The sequence below is a fragment of the Helicobacter sp. 11S03491-1 genome (assembly GCF_002272835.1).
Lineage (GTDB): Bacteria > Campylobacterota > Campylobacteria > Campylobacterales > Helicobacteraceae > Helicobacter_J.
Genome location: NZ_MLAO01000002.1, coordinates 61,773 through 82,932, shown reverse-complemented (window position 1 = coordinate 82,932; position 21,160 = coordinate 61,773). Strand labels below are relative to the sequence as shown.

At 35.2% G+C, this 21,160-nt stretch carries 16 protein-coding genes; 5 read left to right on the top strand and 11 right to left on the bottom strand.

Translation table 11 applies throughout. From position 1 onward, the window contains the following. The first annotated feature begins 46 nt into the window (after positions 1-46). Both BKH45_RS01625 and BKH45_RS01615 read left to right on the top strand, forming a co-directional pair. Complete coding sequence (locus BKH45_RS01625) at positions 47-3,808, top strand: autotransporter domain-containing protein (RefSeq protein ID WP_095273735.1); 3,762 nt, start codon at positions 47-49, stop codon at positions 3,806-3,808. A gap of 548 nt (positions 3,809-4,356) precedes the next feature. Next, on the top strand, positions 4,357-6,300 hold the full coding sequence (locus BKH45_RS01615) for a 6-hydroxymethylpterin diphosphokinase MptE-like protein (RefSeq protein WP_095273733.1): 1,944 nt from the start codon (positions 4,357-4,359) through the stop codon (positions 6,298-6,300). Between the two features lie 20 nt (positions 6,301-6,320). Here BKH45_RS01615 and queF read toward each other — a convergent pair whose 3' ends face one another. Next, positions 6,321-6,809 (bottom strand): preQ(1) synthase, encoded by a 489-nt coding sequence (gene queF / locus BKH45_RS01610; RefSeq protein WP_095273732.1) that lies wholly within the window; start codon positions 6,807-6,809, stop codon positions 6,321-6,323. Positions 6,810-7,136: 327 nt separating this feature from the next. Between queF and recG the strand changes: the two genes are divergently transcribed. Beyond that, positions 7,137-9,002, top strand: coding sequence for an ATP-dependent DNA helicase RecG (gene recG, locus BKH45_RS01605; protein ID WP_095273731.1), 1,866 nt, complete (start codon positions 7,137-7,139; stop codon positions 9,000-9,002). A gap of 19 nt (positions 9,003-9,021) precedes the next feature. Here the strand turns inward: recG and BKH45_RS01600 are convergent, their stop codons facing one another. Genes BKH45_RS01600 through BKH45_RS01585 form a run of 4 tightly spaced genes read right to left on the bottom strand, consistent with a single transcriptional unit; the run spans position 9,022 to position 12,255 of the window. Next, positions 9,022-9,591, bottom strand: coding sequence for a hypothetical protein (locus BKH45_RS01600; RefSeq protein WP_095273730.1), 570 nt, complete (start codon positions 9,589-9,591; stop codon positions 9,022-9,024). Further along, positions 9,588-10,376 carry an MlaD family protein gene (locus tag BKH45_RS01595; RefSeq protein WP_095273729.1) on the bottom strand — a complete coding sequence of 263 codons (789 nt, stop codon included), beginning with the start codon at positions 10,374-10,376 and terminating at the stop codon, positions 9,588-9,590. The genes BKH45_RS01600 and BKH45_RS01595 overlap by 4 nt, the downstream gene beginning before the upstream one ends. After that, positions 10,361-11,131, bottom strand: a complete 771-nt coding sequence (locus BKH45_RS01590) for an ATP-binding cassette domain-containing protein (RefSeq protein ID WP_095273728.1) — start codon at positions 11,129-11,131, stop codon at positions 10,361-10,363. Before BKH45_RS01590 ends, BKH45_RS01595 begins: the two co-directional genes overlap by 16 nt. Next, positions 11,128-12,255, bottom strand: coding sequence for an MlaE family lipid ABC transporter permease subunit (locus BKH45_RS01585; protein ID WP_095273727.1), 1,128 nt, complete (start codon positions 12,253-12,255; stop codon positions 11,128-11,130). Before BKH45_RS01585 ends, BKH45_RS01590 begins: the two co-directional genes overlap by 4 nt. Before the next feature lie 88 nt (positions 12,256-12,343). On the opposite strand from BKH45_RS01585, the gene BKH45_RS01580 reads away from it, so the two are divergent. Further along, positions 12,344-13,054 (top strand): outer membrane beta-barrel protein, encoded by a 711-nt coding sequence (locus BKH45_RS01580; protein ID WP_095273726.1) that lies wholly within the window; start codon positions 12,344-12,346, stop codon positions 13,052-13,054. On the opposite strand, the gene glmS is transcribed toward BKH45_RS01580, so the two are convergent. Then, the gene (gene glmS / locus BKH45_RS01575; RefSeq protein ID WP_095273725.1) at positions 13,055-14,842 is read right to left on the bottom strand and encodes a glutamine--fructose-6-phosphate transaminase (isomerizing); all 1,788 of its coding nucleotides are present in this window, start codon (positions 14,840-14,842) and stop codon (positions 13,055-13,057) included. It lies immediately after the preceding gene. A 152-nt stretch (positions 14,843-14,994) separates the two neighbouring features. On the opposite strand from glmS, the gene ilvD reads away from it, so the two are divergent. Then, complete coding sequence (gene ilvD / locus BKH45_RS01570) at positions 14,995-16,683, top strand: dihydroxy-acid dehydratase (protein WP_095273724.1); 1,689 nt, start codon at positions 14,995-14,997, stop codon at positions 16,681-16,683. 266 nt (positions 16,684-16,949) lie between these two features. Here the strand turns inward: ilvD and aroC are convergent, their stop codons facing one another. Genes aroC through BKH45_RS01545 form a run of 5 tightly spaced genes read right to left on the bottom strand, consistent with a single transcriptional unit; the run spans position 16,950 to position 21,060 of the window. Further along, entirely contained in the window at positions 16,950-18,035 is a 1,086-nt protein-coding gene (gene aroC, locus BKH45_RS01565; protein WP_095273723.1) for a chorismate synthase, read from the bottom strand. Beyond that, positions 18,032-18,721 carry a ribonuclease III gene (gene rnc, locus BKH45_RS01560; protein WP_095273722.1) on the bottom strand — a complete coding sequence of 230 codons (690 nt, stop codon included), beginning with the start codon at positions 18,719-18,721 and terminating at the stop codon, positions 18,032-18,034. The genes aroC and rnc overlap by 4 nt, the downstream gene beginning before the upstream one ends. After that, positions 18,714-19,151: a ribonuclease HI gene (gene rnhA / locus BKH45_RS01555; RefSeq protein ID WP_095273721.1), complete on the bottom strand. Its 438-nt coding sequence runs from the start codon at positions 19,149-19,151 to the stop codon at positions 18,714-18,716. The genes rnc and rnhA overlap by 8 nt, the downstream gene beginning before the upstream one ends. Further along, positions 19,138-20,196: a tetratricopeptide repeat protein gene (locus BKH45_RS01550; RefSeq protein ID WP_095273720.1), complete on the bottom strand. Its 1,059-nt coding sequence runs from the start codon at positions 20,194-20,196 to the stop codon at positions 19,138-19,140. The genes rnhA and BKH45_RS01550 overlap by 14 nt, the downstream gene beginning before the upstream one ends. Further along, positions 20,197-21,060 carry a peptidylprolyl isomerase gene (locus tag BKH45_RS01545; protein WP_180675574.1) on the bottom strand — a complete coding sequence of 288 codons (864 nt, stop codon included), beginning with the start codon at positions 21,058-21,060 and terminating at the stop codon, positions 20,197-20,199. Positions 21,061-21,160 lie beyond the last annotated feature (100 nt).

The window sequence follows — 21,160 nt, the reverse complement described above, 5'->3', positions numbered from 1 at the left end:
GACTCCACTTACTTGCAACATATAAATTCAATAAAAAGGATTTAATATGAGAGCAAGAAAGACAAAATCTGTTTCTTTACTATTGGCAAGTGTATTGTTGGGAGGGGGGTTCTTAGATTTAAGCGCGAAGACATTTACCATGCCCAATGAGATAGATATTCCTAATGAATTACTAAAACCTCATGACCCAATCAATGATCCCGCCATGACTTTTACCGGTGCTCAGATCGCCAGTCTCCAACACGGCTATAGCCAATCTAATACCAAACCTGCCGATATAGTATTTATGGATAATGGAGATGGCAACTACATTTATTATGATAATGGAAATGGCAACTACACTTCAAATCTCTCTGCGGAACAAATTGCCACAATACTTGCTAATGGAGTAGCACATGGTAATTATAGTAATATTAGCAGTGTAGCAGGCACCAAGCCAATAAATAATGATGATATAAGCTATATAATAAATGGCATAGGGAGTGTAGGCATAGGCAATAAGCCCACAAGTAATACACAGACAAGCAGTAATAATACGCAAGCAAGCAGTAATATAGCAGATTACGCAAACAACACTGAATGGGTTCCTTTATCCTACTATTACAGTCAAGTTGCCGCATACGAGAAACAATTGTTACTCCTAAGACAAGAAAAAGATAAGCTTCTTCAAAATCAAGGAGATATTGTTGATTATCAAAACAAAGTCTCTCGGCTCACCCAAAAAATTGTTGATCTCACCAATCAAAAGATAGAATTAACCAAACAAATCACAAAGAATACTTCTGATATGACAGCATACCAAAATCAAATCAGAGGTCTTGAGAACAACATTGCCAATCTCAATAAAGAAAAAACAAACCTCACCAAGCAACTCGATGATCTTAAAAAACAAGGAGTAAGCCAAACAAGCCAACAAGTCAGCGATCTAAATAAGCAAATTGCGACTCTCAACAGTCAAATTACCCAACTCACCACAGACAAAAATTTTTGGGAACATAGATGGAACAAAGATCACACTTGGTGGGTTAATAAAAGGCAATATTTTGAAAATGAATTGAAAAACAAAGACTCTCAAATTGGCACTCTTACTACTGAAAAAACCAGGCTAACCAAGCAACTCGATGATCTTAAAAAACAAGGAGTAAGCCAAACAAGCCAACAAGTCAGCGATCTAAATAAGCAAATTGCGACTCTCAACAGTCAAATTACCCAACTCAACAAAGACAAAACAAATCTCAATAATGAGAAAAACACTCTCCAAAATCAAATCACCCAAAAAGATGCAAAGATTGCTTCTCAAACCACAAGAATCACCACTCTCACTAATGAGAAAAACACTTTGAATGCCCAAATTGCCCAACTGGAAAAGACCAATGCCGAGCTGGATAAAGTCAATAAAGATAGAGGTGAAGGGGTCATGAATTTTTCTATTCAAAATTTACAACTCAAAGATGACAAGAAAAAGCTGGATCAACAAATCAGCGCTCTTAATAGCCAAATTGCCAATAAAGACAAGCAGCTTGCCAATCTCACCAAGCAACTTGCCAATCTCAACACAAGCGCAGGATCAACAACTCCAAGCACTTCGACAGGATCGACGACTGCAACAAGCACAACTCCAATAGGATCGACAAGTACAGTTTCGACAAACTCAAGTACTTCCACAAGCACAACAGGATCTGACAGTTTCCAAGAAAGCCTGGACAATCTAAAATACATAGGCTCTCAAATTGCAAATTTCAAAACTCAGATTGCCCAACTCACTCAAGACAAAGCAGATCTCATGGCACAACAAGTCCAACTCACCAAAGACAAATTAGATCTCATCACACAACAAAATCAACTTACCAAAGATAAAGAATTTTGGGAAAATAGATGGAATAAAGATCACGATTGGTGGACTCAAAGGAGAAAATATTTTTGGGATGAATTGAAGAAAAAAGATGCTCAAATCGCTCAAAAAGATGCAAAGATTGCCGAACAAACTAGCCAAATCGCTGCCCTTAATAGTGAAAAAGCCAAACTTGATGAGCAAATCAAGCAATTTACCGATCAAGTAGCCACTTCTACAGATACAGCCAAGCTTCAAGCTCAAATCAATGCTTTGGTTACTCAAAAAACAGCTCTGGATGCTCAAATCAAAACACTCACAACAGATAAAGCCACTCTCACCAGTGAGAAAAATACTCTAATTTCTCAAAAAACAGCCTTGGATAATCAAGTCAAGACACTTCAGGCAGATAAGACCAATCTCACCAATGAGAAAAATACTTTGAGTGCTCAAGTTAGCGATCTAACCACTGCTAAAGCTGCGCTCAGTCTTGAATTAGCCGGTCTCAAAGAACAAATTGCTGCCAGGGAAAAAACCAATGCTGAACAAGCTAGCCAAATCGCTGCCCTTAATAGTGAAAAAGACAATCTGACTAAGCAACTTGCTGATCTCAACAAAAAAACTACGGAAGCAGGATCAACAACTCAAGCTCAAATAGCCAGTGTCAATGTTCTCAAAGCTCAAATCACAAATCTTGATAAGAAGATTACCCAACTCAATAATGCAAAAACAGCTGTTGCTAATGAGAAAGCCATTCTTCAAAATAAATACAACCAAGATATGCAAACATTGTCTGAGAAAAGCAAAAAAGAAGCGGCAAAATTAGCCCAACTCAAAGATCAATATGACAAACAAGCCAAAGAACTTGCCAAAAAACAAGCAGAGAAGGCTGAGGCTGAGAAAATAGCTGTCCAACAAGTAGAGAAAAAAGTTACAACCACTTCAGCTACAAACAAACAAGATGAACTCTCTCAAATCAGTGCCTTTAGCTCCGGTGGGCAACAAATTCAATTCACTTCTGCCCTTTCAACCAACTCAAGAATGGCTAAACTTTCTAACCCTTATAATCAAAACATGGGCTTTGCTCAATTTATTAATGCCATCTCCAAAGAAAAGCTTGCCTCTACAAAAAGTCTGACTCCTGAAATCTTAGGTTATGAGAAACTTCGCTGGTCTCAAACCAATAATCTTTGGGCAAATATAGGCACAGTAGCAGGTTCTGTAGGTCATGTAAATAGTTTTGCAAGCTCTGTGAGTGCAGGTTATGACGTATTTGTAGGGAGTGCTTTGTTGGGATTATATGGCAGTTATGCTCATTCTAACAGCGCTCTTTCAGATCATACCAAATCCTCTTCTGACAACTTTGATGTAGGGGTTTATGCCAGGATTTATTCAGGCAATCATGAGGTAGATATTAATATTGGAGAAGTTATAGCAACCAATACATTGGGCATGACAGATACCCTACTTAATGATAATTCTTTCTCAGGAAAATTCAATGCCTACACAACCCATGCTAATTTCACTTATGGTTATGTATTTGGTCTTAGTTCAGATGCTTTCCTCAAGCCTTATATAGGTATCGGGTATAATTATGGAGATAATAAAGGCTTTTATGCAGCAAGTTCTAAGTATTCTTTGAGTTTTGATCCTTTTAAATCCCATTTTGGTGATTTACAAGTTGGTTTAGAGCTTCGTAAATACTTCAATGAAAAATCTTACTTCTTCCTCAACCCTGCTTATTATCAAGGCTATGTCTTTGAGAATAATCAAAAAATCACTGCTAAAGATGCCGGTGGCAATCCCCTAGATACAGGTAATAACAAAATAAATCCTCTGGATAGCGCTTTCATGTTCCAAATGGGTGGGGAATGGGAAGCCATCAATAATTTATTTGTCAATATCAGCATGGGAGCTAAACTAGGAAATGCTTCTCAGTATGGCGCTCTCACACTAGGAGGCAGATGGATATTTTAATACAAAATAATAATAGGGGCGTATTCCAATAAAGTTTGCATAATAACTTTATTGGATTTAATCCAATCAAAGGGATATACCCCCTTCATAAAACAGATAGATACAACCAAATCCGGTATCAAAGCCTTTGGTAATAACTTTACAAAACAAAATCCAATGGGATACTCTAAAAATCATTAGAGATCCCCGTATTTTTATTAGAATTATTTTTTGATATTTAATTTAGAGTATATAGTTGTAAATTAGCATGATTTTATTTTTGATAAATTTTATCTATAAACTAAATTTATAATAATATAAATATTCAAAAATAATATAGATTCTTCTATAAAGAAACTAATAAAACACAAGTATAAGGAGCTTATCATGAGAAATAGATTTTATTTCTTAAATTCAGGGGGGGGGGGGGAGCATAAAACTATGCATACAAATTATTTTATCTACAAAATACAAAACTTCCAATTACAGTCATTAAAAAAACTCCCCTTTAATACATTAAACTTAATTATAATATCATTTTTTAATTCTTTTGAATTTAAAGGATATTTATGAGTCTTTTAGAAATTTTAAATTCACAGGATAAATCTCTGATTGAAACAGAAATTTCTTCCAGGTTTGTCAAAAATATGGAATTTTTTCACAAAACTTCTCCACATCTGTTTGATGCCCTCAAAACTCCTCCAATTGAATATAATTTGCTTTTTGATGATAAAGGTCTCAACATCATCCATCTCAAAACTCAAAAACTCACCTACCCTTGCACAGAAGGGAAACATCAAATGGTAAGTGTATGCCAAGACATTGCTTCATATCCTTTATCTAATCCCAAATGGAAAATCCACACTAACCACCTCTATCTGGATAAAATGGACACTCTCAAACTGCCGGTTACCGCGCAAGCGTGCAATTCTTTTATTGACTTGCTCCATGAATATGGAGGGATTAAAGAATACTATTTAAGTCGATCCTTTTTGCCTACGACAACGATTTTTGGACTATTAGGAGGGTTGTTTGTAGAATTTATTCGCGAACGTGGGGTATTTTTTCATTCTTTGCTCATTTTTGAAGAAAATATTGATATTTTTCGTATCAGCTGTTATTTTATTGATTATGAAAAACTTTTTGAAAATACTTCGCCTAAAAGTTGCTATATTTTTGTAAAAGATCTCATTGACAAATTTTTTATCCATAATTTCTTTTCTCAAAAAAAAATCACAAATAATTTCTTGCGATTAGAACTCAAACTCTATACAAGTCCCAAACTTGATAGTGCCCAAACAATTATCAATGAAGCATATGCAAGCAATGCCAGAGGTTGGGGCAGTTTCGAAGATGAGATGACAGGGGTAAAAAATACATTTGCCAATATCACCCCTCGATCTCAAAAATACCCTATCCTCAACTTGCCTCAAAGAGTCAATGCTCCTATTTGTGTAGTGGGGAATGGCGCAAGCCTGGATGAACTTTTGCCTTTTATCAAAGCCAATCAAGAAAAAATGATTATTTTCAGCTGCGGGACAGCCATTAAACCTCTCAAAGCTTATGGGATTAAGCCGGATTTTCAAATAGAGATTGAACGAATGGATTATCTCAGAAATGTCCTCAAAGATGCCCCATTAGAGAATACGCCGCTCTTATGTGCGAACATGGTCCATCCTGATGTACTCTCTCTTGCTAAAGAAGCCTATCTTTTTATGCGTGGAGGGAGTGGGAGTAGCTATCTTTTTTCACCAAAAAGTGTGATGGAATATGCTGCTCCTTTTGTGGGGAATGCCGGATTTGTATTAGCAGCCCAAATGGGTTCTGAAGTATTAATATGCGGGCTGGATTGCGGCTATATTGAGGGGAAAGGCAAACATGCCAAAGATTCTTTTTATGGAAAGGAGAAATTTGTTTTACCTCCTGATGCTTGCAGAGTAAGAGGAAATTTTGATGGGGTTGTCTATAGTGACTCTATTTTTTTACTCTCTTTAAGGAATCTTGTTCAAGCTATCAAGACCTTTGATCCAAAAATGGTGCTTAACCTCGGACATGGAGCCTATATACAAGGAGCCAGACCTACGAAAATAGAAGAATTTGGTTTTGCAAAAATTAACAAAAAAAAGACTCTCAAACAAATGAAAAGTTATTTTAGTAAAAATTTCAAAGATATATTTACAGATTTGAGAGAAGATCTTTATACTCAAGAACTTTCAACCCTTAGAGATGATCTTATTAAAATTTTTGAAACACGTATCCGGACCAAAAGAGAGCTTTTTGCCTTGATTGATCAAATCAGCACTCTTTGTGCCAAAAAAAGTCTTGCTTCACCATTTGTAGGGATATTGTTTGAAGGGAGTATCGCCCATATATGCCAAAGTCTTATGATTGCTTCTTTGCATTTGCCCCATGATTGTATTAGTGATTTTTATATAGATGCTAAAAAAGTGATTTGGGAAACACTGGATAAAATGATGCTTCAATACAGGATACAAGCACTCATCAGAGGATAATTCCGAACAAAAAAAGCGAGCTAGCGATTATCAATTTTTTCAGGATAGAGATCGTGATTGAGCAAGCGGTATTGAGCCATTTCTTCAAACTTGGTATGGGGAATACCATAATTGACATAAGGATCGATGCTAATTCCTCCCCTTGGGGTAAATTTTCCCCATACTTCAATATATTTGGGCATCATAACTTGACACAAATCTTTCAAAATAATATTCACACAATCCTCATGAAACCCTCCATGATTGCGAAAACTAAATAAATATAATTTTAAAGATTTGGATTCTACCATCTTTGATGCAGGGATATAGCTAATAGTTATGGTAGCAAAATCAGGTTGAGATGTAATGGGGCAAAGACTTGTAAATTCAGGGCAATTAAATTTGACAAAATAGTCATTATCAGGGTGTTTATTTTCAAATACTTCCAGAATATTAGGGTTATAATCAAAAATATACTTAGTATCTTTATGCCCTAAAAGATTGAGTTGATTTAAATTTTCCTTATCCATTTATATTCCTTCAATATTTTATCTTGACTCTTGTACTTTGAGTATTTTTAAAATTTTATTTTTCATTTGAATAACTTTAATTCCAAAATCGTCTCAAACCTTTAAAAGACCTCTTCCATAAGAGTTTTCATTCATCTTTTTGAATCCTTTATACATCATAATAATAGATACTTTTGAATAATCCGCTAACTAACGACTCAAAAATTATGTTACTTTTTAAATATCTTTATATAAAACTTCTTGACTCTTTTGTTTTATCTTGAAAATTTTTGTATCCTCCGGGTATTTTCAATTGTGATTATACAAATTTTATAATAAAATGTGCTCATGGAAATAACACATCATGACTATGAAAAACTTATAAAAATTGGTTGTCAAGATTTGCTCTGTTTTGCCACTTATGCGCCAAAATCTTATACCGATACTTCTGTGCTTCAATCCATACAAGATGATCCTATTGGTGTTGTAGAAGTTAAAATCTTTCATGCCAATTTTATAAGGAATAGAAAAATTCTTAAAATTCAAGCCTTGATGACTCAATTTCAAACCCCCCTTGAAATGATTGTTTTCAATGCAAGCAGTTTTCATAAAAATACTTTTTCAGATGAAAAAACTCTTTATGTATTGGGTAAAATAGAATATAAATTTGGCAAATATACAATGATACAGCCAAAAATCATTCATGAAACCGGACAAATTACACTGAAGTTTAAAAGTGTCGCACTCAAAAACACCATTATCACTCAACTTGCCCAAAAACTTCTCACAAAACAAAATCTTATCAGTCAAGGAATTCCTGAACATATTGCCATGCATATCCAAGAGATTTTCAACCCTACAGAAAAATTTTTGAAAGAGTATCAAAAAAACAATGCATTCCCCCCTCCTTATCTAAATGCTCTGAAATGGACAGAAATTTATGCTTACTTAAAACGTCTCTCCAAAAAAAGAAGATATTTTCACTCCAAATATATTTGCAATGGAGAATACCAATCTTTTATCCAATCACTACCCTTCAATCTTACCTCTTCACAAAAAGAAACTATCCAAACTATTGCCAAAGACTTAAATAGCCCTGTTGGAGCAAAACGTTTGATTATGGGAGATGTAGGGTGTGGCAAAACTATTGTGATTTTGAGTGCGGTGATGATGGCTTATCCTCACAAGTCTTTATTGATGGCGCCTACTACGATTTTAGCCAGACAGCTTTATGAAGAAGCTCAAAAATACCTCCCTTCTTTTGTAGGTATCAAACTTATTACTGCTGATACCAAAGAGAAAATCCAAAGCCAAAAGAATATTTTTGGGGAAGAAAAACATTTTATCATCGGCACACAAGCACTCCTTTATCGCGAATTTGATGTAAATGATTTTGCCTTAGTTATGAGTGATGAACAACATCGATTTGGGACCAAACAACGCCATCAACTTGAAAAAATCACCGAAGAAAAAACTTCAGAAGATATAAAAAAACCTCATGTCTTGCAATTTTCTGCCACTCCTATCCCTCGCACAATGGCAATGCTAAACTCAAGCTTAATAGATTTTAGTTTTATCAAAGACTTGCCTTTCAAAAAAGACATTACAACAACCATCATAGACAAAACCAATTTTAATCACCTCCTCCACCACATACAAACAGAAGTTGCTCAAAATAGGCAAGTTGTCATAGTTTATCCCCTCGTAGAAGAGAGTCAAAATTTCAAATACCTCTCGCTCAAAGAAGGAAAAGGATTTTGGGAAAAGAATTTCCAAAATGTTTATGTTACTTCAGGAAAAGATAAAGACAAAGAACAAGTGCTCCAAGATTTTACAAACAAAGGAAGTATTCTTTTAGCTACCACATTAATAGAAGTAGGTATTTCCCTACCCAAACTCTCTACCATAGTCATTATTGCTCCTGAAAGACTTGGTCTGGCTACCCTTCACCAATTACGCGGCAGAGTAAGCAGAAATGGTCTCAAGGGATATTGTTTTTTATACACTCACACAAAAGATTCTATGCGCCTTCAAGATTTTTCAAAAAATTTAAGCGGCTTTGAAATTGCAGAACTTGATCTCAAATACCGCAATAGTGGGGATTTGTTAAATGGCGAACGCCAAAGTGGTATGGAATTTGAATTCTTTGATATCAAAGATGACCAAGACATTTTAATAGAAGTAAAACAAGCCCTCCAACAAACTCTGCATTAAATGCTTGCTTTGGGTATATTTATTTTTGCTTGGAAAATAATTCACTCACTTTATCTATCCCCATTTTGGATACTTCTTGTAATGCTTGGATGGGATTTCCTTGAGTGTCTTTTTTATTTATTAAAATACCACTATCTACCTTTTTTCCTCCAATAAAAATTTCATAACCTAGCCCTAATTGCGCTTGGGGTTGCTTGTCTGTAAATATGCCAAAAGATAAAATCATCAATTTAAGCATTTTTTGAGGCAAAGAAGTCCCAAATGGAGGCAAAGAAATCAAAATACATTGTTTGGATGCCTCTTGGGCTAATAAATCTTTAAGCATATTTTTAGGAAAATCAACCCATTTTTTGCCCTCCATGCTTTGTATTTTTCCATCATCTGAATGGATTAAAATATCTTTAGTATCATAAAGCGTGCTACTCTCAATCCCAATCAAAGCAATATCTTTGTATCCCTGACATTTAGAAGACACTAAAGAATGTGTATTTAAGCTATATAAATCTATTTTTGGAAGCTCTGATTTTATCTTTAAATTAACACAACCCCCTAATATCAAAGCATATAAAATTATGGCTACCTTTTTCATTTGCGCTCTCCAAACAATGTATCATAGGGATTAGAATCAAACTTATCCAGCAAAACTGAACTTTTTTGAAAAAATCTATTCATATTTTTTAAACTCATCTCCAATTCTAAAACAACAGGATTAAGAATATTTTTAATATCATATTCCCCACTGTCAAACCTATGATTGATGTTGAGCAACAATGTATTAGAATTTTTTGATAGAGCATTGATTTCATCTTTTGTCTCTACAAGGGTGCTTGTGAGCAAGTCTAATGACTTAATGATGTGAGAAATATTCTGTATATTTTGCGCACTAGTGAGATTTTTGACATTTTTGAGGACACTTAAGAGTTCTTTTGTCGCTTCATCTGCGTGTGAGGCTATCTTGCCCATAAAATTCTGTTTATATTCCAAAATAGGATCTTCATCTTTTTGTATAATTTCAGGATTTTCTCCTTGTTTGAGTGATAAGTATCCAAGTCCGGCTAATCCTTGTGAATCAAGAATCACAAAAGAATCTTTATGTACCCCAATAGAAGCATTGATAGCCAATCTAATGATAACAATTCCGGGTTGAGTTGTATCAAAACCGATTTTAGTAACACTCCCAATCGTAATCCCCTTGTATTTCACCGGTGTATCTATAGCTATGCCGGATACTTCTTTGTCTGTATATACATAATAAGTACGATATTTTCCATCATCTACGCCAATGCGTCCGATCCAAAATATAAAAATCACCATACATACAACCACAATAAAAAAAATAGAACCAATAAGTGTGTAATTTATATGTCTTTCCAAAATCTCTCTCCTCTTTTTGAGTTAAACAAATTATCTTCTGAAAGCCCACATTCTCTGGCTTTAAGACTAAATTCATTTAAACTGCCATCAAAATTGATTTGACAATCCTTCAGTAAAATAAACCTATCGACACTGTCTTTGATTGAATCCAAATCATGAGTGATCATTATAATCGTTAAATCAAGCATTTCTTTAAGCTTCAAGATCAAATCATCAAATTTCCCTGCACTCGTAGGATCTAACCCGCTGGTTGGCTCATCTAAAAACAATATTTCAGGTCCTAATGCCATTGCCCTAGCCAAACCTACACGTTTTTTCATCCCCCCACTTAATTCATAAGGATAAAGATAATAGACCTTTTTATCTAAACCTACCATATCTAACCACATTTTTGAGACCTCTTGAATGTTTTTTTTGGGATAATTACTTTGTTCTTCAAGCATAACACCAACATTCTCAAGTACATTCAAAGAACTATAAAGCGCTCCAAATTGAAACAACACACCACAACGATTCAAAATCTTATACCTGTCTTTGTATTTAAGACTCCAAATATCTTGATCAAAAATCTCAATTAGTCCTTTTTTAGGGCGTTTAAGAAATATCAAACTGGATAAAAGCGTGCTCTTGCCACTCCCACTCCCACCCAAAATAGCAAATATTTCTCCCTTATATACTTCAAAGCTAATCCCATTATGAATGATCGTATCTCCATAGGCATTATAAAGATTTTTAACTTCGACAATCGGATTCATACACTCAACTTTGTAAAAATAATCGAAAAAAGCGCATTGATAAAAATAATCCAAAAAAGCGCATTCACAACACTAATAGTCGTAAGTCTTCCAACTTCTTCAGTATCCCCTTTGACTTCAAAACCTCTAAAACAACCCACCATTGCAATCGCCCAACCAAAAAATGGCGCTTTTATCATCCCTACCCAAAAATGATTCCAACTCACTGTCTCATAAAATCTATCTATATATTGCCCAAACCCGATTCCAAGCTGGTATTTAATAGCCATCATTCCCCCAAACAACGTAAAAGCATCACTTAAAAAAACTAACAAAGGCATAGCAATAATAAGCGCCAGGACTCGAGGAATAACCAAAAAATCAAAAGGGCTAAAATTCATTGTCTTCATGGCATTTAACTCTTCGGTTATCTTCATGACTCCAATTTGGGCTGTGAAACTTGAAGCGCTCCTGCCTGCTATAACAAGAGCTAATATAAAAGGACCCATTTCACGCAAAGAAAGTTTGGCTGTTGTCTCAATACTCACCAAAGGCACTCCCATATTTTGAAGCTGTATAGCCCCTTGAAGCGTAATAGCATACCCTACGATTAAAGCTGTCAAAATACTCACCGGCAATGCCTTAAACCCTGATTCATTAATATGATAAAATAATGGGGCTAAACGTATCTTTGAAGGGTGGATCAATGATTGAACAAAAAAATACAACACCATCCCTGTAAAGTTTAAAAAATCCAATGATTTTTGAACAAAACCGACCAGATATCTACCCCACCAATCAATACATTTTTTAAATACATTGGGTTGAAGAGATGGGTTTGATCTTTCTTTGAATTTAGGCAAAAGATTTTGGGTAGTCTCTAGAATTTTGGAAGCTTTACTTGGAATGTTAATAAACTCAATCTCTTTTTTTGAAGATTTTAAAAATTCAAATAAAAATGCACTAAAGACAAAATCCAAATGCCCTATAGATTCAAAATCAATTATCAAAGCCAAATTGCTGCTTTCTATAGCATTTTTCAAAATTTTTAAGTCTTTAGAATTTGTTTGAAAATTCCAATCTCCATAAAGCCAAAGGATTGTTTTTTGGGGATCCTTTCTAATTCTCAAAGAAGTTTTTGACATTGCCCTTCCTCGTGATTTTTTGGTAAAATTATAACAAATATTATAACAAAAAATAGTTGCATAACCAACTATACTTCGAAAGGTGAGAATGCGTCGATTATGCGAATTTTTCTTGTGCGGGTTATTTTTATGCGCTCTTTTAGATGCCGAAGATATTTCTATAGATACACCCCGACAAATCGTCCCTCCACCTCCTAAAAACAATAATTATAATATCCAAGATTCAAGCATAGCCCAAATTAGAAATAAACAAGAATTGATACGAAAAAAAAGTGGTAAATATATTGGGATTGGGATTGGAGGGGTTGAAATCAAAAAAGATTACCAAAACAAAAGCCACACAGATTCGCCCGCTATATTTTCTATCAAAAGTGGCGTTCAAACTTTTTTTAATAAAAATATAGGAATTAGAGGGTTCTTTGATCTGGATATGGCAACAGGAATGCTCAATTATCAATGGGTAAATGATCCCAGCCGTTCTTTTTATGCTATGTTTTCTTTGGGCATTGATATGATTGGAGAATTTCCTTTAAACAGGAGTTATAAACATTTTTTAGGATTTTTTGGGGGGCTTGGGGGAGGGGGAGTTATTTATACAGATAATGGCAATTTTTCTTTATTTAAAGATGCCATTTATACGGCCGGATTGATGATAGAAGGAGGGGTAACATTGAGTATTTTTATCAAACATCGCATTGAATTTGGGATCAAGATACTCCCAACGGTCAAGACTCTTTTAAATAGCGGGAGATTTGAAACCAGTCTTATGCCCTATATTATGTATAATTACAAATTCTAATTACTCTACTGTGACACTCTTGGCCAAATTTCTGGGCATATCTACATCATTACCAAGCTTAATAGAAATTTCTAAAGCTAAAAGTTGCAAAACAACCATCATTGAAAAAAACTCTTCCATATAGCTTGCTCCCGGATTGATATAAACCATATCATCAGCTACTTCAAAATCTTGTGAGCTAATAGCACAAATAGTGGCATCTCTTGCGCTTAATTCTTCAACATTGCTTTTAATTTTTTCATATAAAAGATGCTTGGGCATCAAAGCCACAGTAAATAACAAAGAATCTGCAAGAGCGATAGGTCCATGCTTCATTTCCCCACTTGGATATCCTTCTGCGTGCAAGTAACTAATTTCCTTAAGCTTTAATGCCCCTTCCAAAGCTAATGGATAAAATATATCTCGACCGATAAAAAAGAATCCATGACCATGCAAATAACGCTTTGAAAGTCTTTTTAAACGTTCATGTAATTTAGAATCAACCTTTGTTGCCTTGCTGGCTTGAAGCATAGATTGTACTTGATTTTTAAACTCATCTTGATTTAAAAGTTGTTTTTGGCAAGCAATATAAACGCTTAATATCCATAATACCATTACTTGAGTAGCAAATGCTTTTGTGGATGCCACACCTTTTTCAATCCCTGCACGCGTAAGAATCACTCCATCACTTTCTCGAACAATTGAGCTGTTATCTACATTGCAAATGGCTAAAGTTTTGAGACGATTGGCTTTGGCAAGTTTAAGGGCTTCTAGGGTATCAGCTGTTTCTCCACTTTGGGAAATAACAACAAATAACTCATCTTTTTCCATCACAGGATTTGCGTATCGGAATTCACTGGCAATCACTACATTTGTCTTGATTTTGGAAATTCTCTCTAAAAGATATTTGCCACTCATGCCTGCATGATAGCTTGTCCCACAAGCGCAAATTGTGATTTGATGAATACCTTCAAAAAAATCCCCGCAAATAGATTCTAAATTAATCCCCTCCTGACTCACTCGCCCCATCATCGTTTCAAGCAAAACCTTATGTTGCTCATAAATTTCTTTTTCCATAAAATATCTGAAGCCCTCTTTTTGAGCAAAGGCTTTGTTATGTTCTAAGGGTTTGATATTTTTAAGCAACTCAAATCCAACACTATCCATACTGCCAATTTCACCATCTTCAAGATAGACAACTTTATTAGCATAGCCGACCAAAGGCGCATCTGAACTGGCAAAATAAATCCCACCTTCACCTTTGGCTACAATCAAAGGGGAACCATTTTTAGCATAAAAAATTCTATCGGGATATTTTTTAGTAATGAGTAAAATCGCATACGCCCCACTCAAAGTATTGATAGTTTGCTTAAATGCCTCTAACCCATCATCAAAATTTTTAAGATTTTCTTCAAATAAATGCACGATCACTTCTGTATCTGTTTGACTTACAAATTGATGCCCTTTTTGCTCTAAATCTTTTTTGATCTCTTGGTAATTTTCGATAATCCCATTATGAACAACATTGCTAAATTGGGCAATATGCGGGTGTGCATTGACTTCTGTAGGTTTCCCGTGTGTTGCCCAACGCGTATGCCCTATTCCCAGTCCAAATCCCTCTGAAACAAAATCCAAACATTTGTTCTCAAGATTGCAAATTTTACCCACAGCTTTAAAATTTTTCAGTTCTCCTGCTGCAAGCACTGCAATACCTGCACTATCGTAGCCACGATATTCAAGCTCTTTTAAGCCATTGAGTAAAATCTCTTTTTTTTCATTATTGCCAATATACCCAACAATCCCGCACATCAAAGCCTCCAAATTTTACTTGTAATCTTACAATAAAATCCCTCAAGCCTAACTTGAAACAACATGACAAATTAAGATGATTATAATAATTTTATAAGGTATAATATAAAATAGGCTCATTCAAGTGCCTTGAATGACTTTAGGAGTACAAAATGCGAAGCGACACAATCAAAAAAGGATATTCAAGAACACCTCATAGAAGTTTGCTTAGAGGTGCAGGATTAAAAGATGAGGATTTTGACAAACCCTTCATTGGGGTAGCTAATAGTTATATTGACATTATACCGGGTCATTATTTTTTACCCGAATATGGACGAATTGTTAAAGAAGAAATCTATAAAGCCGGAGGAGTGCCTTTTGAATTTAATACCATTGGCGTAGATGACGGGATTGCAATGGGGCATGATGGGATGCTTTATAGTCTCCCCAGTAGAGAGCTTATTGCAGATTGTATTGAAACTGTGATGAATGCCCATAAACTTGATGCAATGGTATGCATCCCCAATTGCGACAAAATTGTTCCGGGTATGATTATGGGAGCTTTACGGGTTAATGTACCTACGATTTTTGTAAGTGGGGGACCTATGCTTGCAGGAACACTCAGTGATGGGAGTCGTATTGGTCTTTCACAAGTTTTTGAGGCTGTAGGAGCTTATGAAGCTAAAAAAATTAGTCAAGATAAACTCTATGAAATAGAATGCAAAGCCTGCCCAAGCGGAGGAAGTTGTAGTGGAATGTTTACGGCTAACTCAATGAATACTCTTTGTGAAGCGATGGGAATAGCGCTCAGTGGGAATGGAACAATCCCCGCTTTGACCAAAGAGAGGGAAGAATTATTGCATCAAGCAGCCAGAAGAATTGTTGCTATCGCTTTGGATGAAGCCAAAAGCAAAAAATTCAAAATGAGAAATATCCTCAATGCAAAAGCCATCCACAATGCCTTTGTTGTAGATATGGCAATGGGTGGGAGCACCAACACAGTCTTGCACATGTTAGCTATTGCCAAAGAAGCTGAAGTAGATTTTAATCTCAGAAATATCAACGAAATTGCAAAAAATGTCTCTCACCTCACAAAAATTGCTCCGGCAGTAACCAATGTATTTATGGAAGATATCAATCGTGCCGGAGGAGTAAGCGCAGTCATGAATGAAGTCAATAAACGTGGCAATATTATTCAAGATACGCCCACCATCACAGGAGAAAGCATTCTTGAGAGGATTCAAAATGCCAAAATTATAGACACCCAAATTATCCATACTAATGAAAATGCTTATTCTCAAACAGGAGGGTTAAAAATCCTTTATGGCAACCTTGCCCAAGAAGGTGCAGTTGTCAAAGTTGGCGCAATGGCTGAAAATATGAAAAATTTCACAGGCACAGCTGTTGTATTTGATTCTCAAGAAGAAGCTATCCAAGGAATATCAACCAAAAAAGTCCAAGCCGGAAATATTGTCATCATCCGTTATGAGGGTCCAAAGGGTGGTCCGGGTATGCCTGAAATGCTAAGCCCTACAAGTTTAATCATGGGAATGGGATTAGGAGAAAGCGTCGCTCTTATTACAGATGGGAGATTTAGTGGGGCTACCAGAGGAGCTTGTATCGGGCATGTCAGTCCTGAAGCTGCTGAGGGAGGAGTCATTGGACTTGTAGAAAATGGGGATTCTATCAAGATTGATGTCAATGAAGGTATTCTTGAACTCCTTGTACAAGAAGATATTTTAGAAAAACGCAGACAAAAATGGCAGCCCAAACAAAAACAAATTCAAAGCAAATGGCTTAAACGCTACTCTCTTTTGGTAAGCAATGCTAGCAATGGCGCTATTTTAAAAACAGAATTTTAATTCCAAAATCCGGATTTTGGAATTAAAATATACTCTCATAAAAAGTATTCTCTAAAATCTCACTCAACAAAACAAAAGATTTTACTTTGAATTAGAAATAGCTTTGATTTTATTTATGGTATCTCCAATGCCATGTTTTTGAGACAAAATTCCATAATTGTTTTATTTGGTTGATTGGTTCTTTTTATCTGTTTTTTATACTCTTGTCATGTTCTTATTTCTCATGTTGGGTTTGCTAATTATTTTATTTTGTAAAATTGAGATCATCAATTATAGATTTTTTTGATATTTTCCAATCTTGTAGCCGTATGCAACAATACCATATCAGCCAAAATCAAAGCAAGCAAGCTTTCACACACAACACTCCCTCGAATAGCAATACAAGGATCATGCCTGCCTTTAAGTTCACAAAGTGTATTTTCTCCTTTTGTATTGATAGTTTTTTGTGGCAAAAAAATACTTGGAGTAGGTTTAAAATAGATTTTTACAACAATATTTTCACCATTGCTAATCCCCCCAAGAATCCCTCCGGAATGGTTGCTTAAAAATCCTTTTACATCCATTGCATCATTATTTTGACTTCCTCGAACTTCTGAAGCCCTTATCCCATCCCCAATCTCAACAGCCTTCACGCCATTAAGCCCCATCATCATACCGCCAATAACACCATCAAGCTTATAATACAAAGGTTCTCCAAGTCCTTCAACCATTCTACCTTTGTGTCTCCTGGCTTGAAGAAGTGCTACTCCTCCTATGCTATCTTGATCGCCTTTTGCCGCACGAATCAATGCCTTTTGTTTTTCTTCAACATTTGGATCTAGAGCAAAAATCTCACTTTTTTTTGCATATTCAAAATCCAAATTTTGTGCCTGTATTCCACCAATAGCGTAAATACCGCTTTCGCAAATAATGCCCAATTCATGAAGCAGCAATTTGGCAATTGCCCCACCTGCTACCCTTGCAGCACTTTCGCGTGCTGAGCTTCTCCCCCCGCCTCGATAATCTCTAATCCCATATTTTTGCATATAAGTCCAATCAGCATGACCGGGTCGGAAAACAGATTGAATGCTTTCATAATCTTTGGTTTTGACATTCGTATTTCTAATCAACAAGGCAATAGGCATACCTGTGCTTATCCCCTCAAAAACGCCACTCAAAATCTCTATTTTATCTGCTTCGCTTCGCGGAGTAGAATAACGATTTTTACCTCCCCTACGTCTATCCATTTCTTGATTTATAAAATTCTCATCAACCCTCAATCCCGCCGGCACTCCATCAACAACACAACCTATAGCGCTTCCATGTGACTCTCCAAAAGTCATCACCTTAAATCTCTCTCCAAATACATTCATGGTTGCTCCTCTTTTAACTTACAAAAAGCGATTTTGGCACAATTTTGTTGTGCATCTTTTTTACTTGCACCTTTGGCTTGCGCATATTTTTTACCATCAATCCACAAGCTCATTTCAAACTCTTTGTGATGATCAGGACCACTTTCATCTATAAGTACATATTCAGGAATTTGGGAAAATCTTGCTTGAGTGAGTTCTTGAAGGGCTGTCTTAAAATCGACAAATAAACTTTCAAAATCTATTTTTGGATAAACTTTTTCTAAGAGATCATAAACAATTTCCTGCACTTTTTGTAACCCGCTTTCAAGATAGATTGCCCCCATAAGCGCTTCAAAAGCATTTGAAAGAATAGAGGGCTTATCCCTGCCCTTGTTGTATTCTTCACTTTGAGAAATATACAAATAAGCGCCTAATTGTATTGCTTGGGCAAGTTTCATAAAGCCCTTTTCATTAACAATAGCCGCACGCATTTTAGAGAGATTTCCCTCAGCACTCCGAGGAAACCTACGAAATAAAAATTCTCCTACCAACAAATCCAAAACAGCATCGCCTAAAAATTCTAGTCTTTCATTATTATAAGATGTTTTGCAGCTTTTATGAGTCAATGCCTCTAAAAGCAATGCCTTATCATGGAATACATAGCCAATAGTTTGCTCTAATTTTATAAATTCTACCGCTTTATCCATCTTCTTCTACCTCTTTGTATTTCAAAGCCTCAGCTTTAGCGATTCTATCACATTTTTCATTTTGAGCATGTCCGTTATGCCCTTTTATCCAAATAGCTTGAATATCATGGGGTTTGGAAAATTTTAAATACTCTTGCCACAAATCAGGATTTTTAATATTTAAAAAATTCTTTTTTACCCAATTCTTTAGCCAAAGCATAATGCCATCGCACACATATTTTGAATCACTATATAATTCAATTTTACAAGGTTCTTTAAGGCATTTAAGCGACTCAATAACCGCTCGTAGCTCCATACGATTGTTGGTAGTGATTTTCTCCCCTCCAGAAACAATCTTATGGATTCCTCCATATTGAAGGATACCACAATACCCCCCAGCCCCAGGATTGCCCAAAGAAGATCCATCACAGAATAATTTAATTTGTTTCATGATTTTTTACTCTACGAAGTTTCAAGATCAAATCCATCATCCCCAGTTCTGAACAAGAAGGGCAACGATAGGAATCAAAAGGAAAAATATTTTTACAGCTATGGCAACGGTATTCAAAATCTATACTCCCCTTGAGATGAGAATTTTGGTGAAGTACTCTTAAAAGCTCCAATTCAAATAAGGCGCATTCTTTATCATCACATATATATCCTTTAGCACGATAAATATCTAAAATATTTTGTCTATTTTCAATCATTTCAAAAGGAATTTCATCCGGTAAAAAACCCCAAAACAAATCAATCAAATTATCAATATCAGACAATTGCAATATCTGTTGCCAAAATATAGGCAAGTGATATGTCTTGAGATAGGCTAATGCCATTTTATTTAATGATGGAGCTTTGTGCATTAAGGCAACAATTTGAGTTTGTTTTTGTTCTAAAGAAAGAAAATTCTCATTAATAATCATCATTAAATAGAGATAATTTTTATTATCGCTAATTTCTTTAGTCTGATTATTGGAGCCAAATTCCAATTCATCTAAACAATCCAAAACTTCTAAGGCTTTTTTGTATTCTCCCATACTCTCATAAGTACGCATCAAATAAGACAAAACCCCAGAATTTCTAGGGTAACTTCTTAACACTTCAAGAAAAATATTTTTTGCTCTTTGTAAGAATCCGGCATTAAAATAAGTAATGCCCAAAGCCTCTAAAATTGGGATTTTGTCTTTTGATTCAAAAGTTTTTTCAAGCATACTTAAATAAATTTTTATCGCTTGCTCATTATCCCCGCTTTTAGCATAGGTTTGAGCCAAAAACATGAGTGTAGGGACCGGATTGTGCGCCAGAGATAAAAATTCCATAACCCCATCATTCAAACCTGCATATTCATAAGACTTAGCAAGATTTTTCAAAGATTGGGATCGTTTTTTAGAACGGTAACGATTGCGACTATAATCAGCCAAAGCTACAATCGCAATAATTGCAATTAAAATTGCGATTCCAAACAAAGGATCTCTATAAATAAAAGCAATATCCTTCATTTATTCTCTTATGACATTAATTTTTGCTTTTACTTTTATTTTTTCAAAATATTCATCCAAGATTCTATCTTGGTTGCCCTCAACTAATTTTTGAGCGATAAAATTCTTAGCTTGGGCAAAAGGGATCTCTGTCTGACCTATTTTATCCTTAATAAAAAAGGATACATAACTTCCTCCTCCTGCATTAAGAACAGGAGTAAAAGCATTTTTTTCTGTCTTAATAAATACTTGAGCAATTTGAGAATTAAGTGATTCTAAAGAAATTTTTTCTTCCCCGCGATCTACGCCCGCAATATTCATCATTGGATTTTCAATAGCCTTTTTAAGCGCTTGAGGATCGCGAGAAATATATCGAACTGTCTCAACATCTTTGGGAATTTTGAATTCTTCTTTGTGCTTATTATAATAATCACGCATTTGTGTTTCTCCTGCAGTATTGACATTTGAAAGCAAAATATTTCTCAAAAGTTCCTGAGTTTGTATCTGTTCTTTGAGTTCATCTTTATACTTCCCATAACTTATGCCTTGATGCATTAGCGCGCTTACAAAATTATCCCTATCCATTCCATTGTGTTTAGCAATATTATCAATCTCTTCTTCAACCTTGGCATCATCAACATGAATATTCAAACGTTTAATTTCTTGATCTTTAATCTTCTCTGCAATAAGCTTATCAATAGCTTTTTGTTTGCTAAATTTGAATTTTTTTTCTGTCTGTTGGATCTGATATAATGTAATAGGATCGCCATTAACTGTGATAGCTATCCCCCCTACAATTTTGCCTTTACCATCTTTGAGAGACTCTTGCCCCCATGAATTCAACCCAATACATAAAAGAAAAAAAACTATAAAAACCTTTTTCAAAATATTCCCTTCTATAAAATAAGCCTATTTTAACATTAAAAATCTATTTTTAAATTTAGAATACACATTTTTGAGATAAAATCCTATCCCTAAAACATTA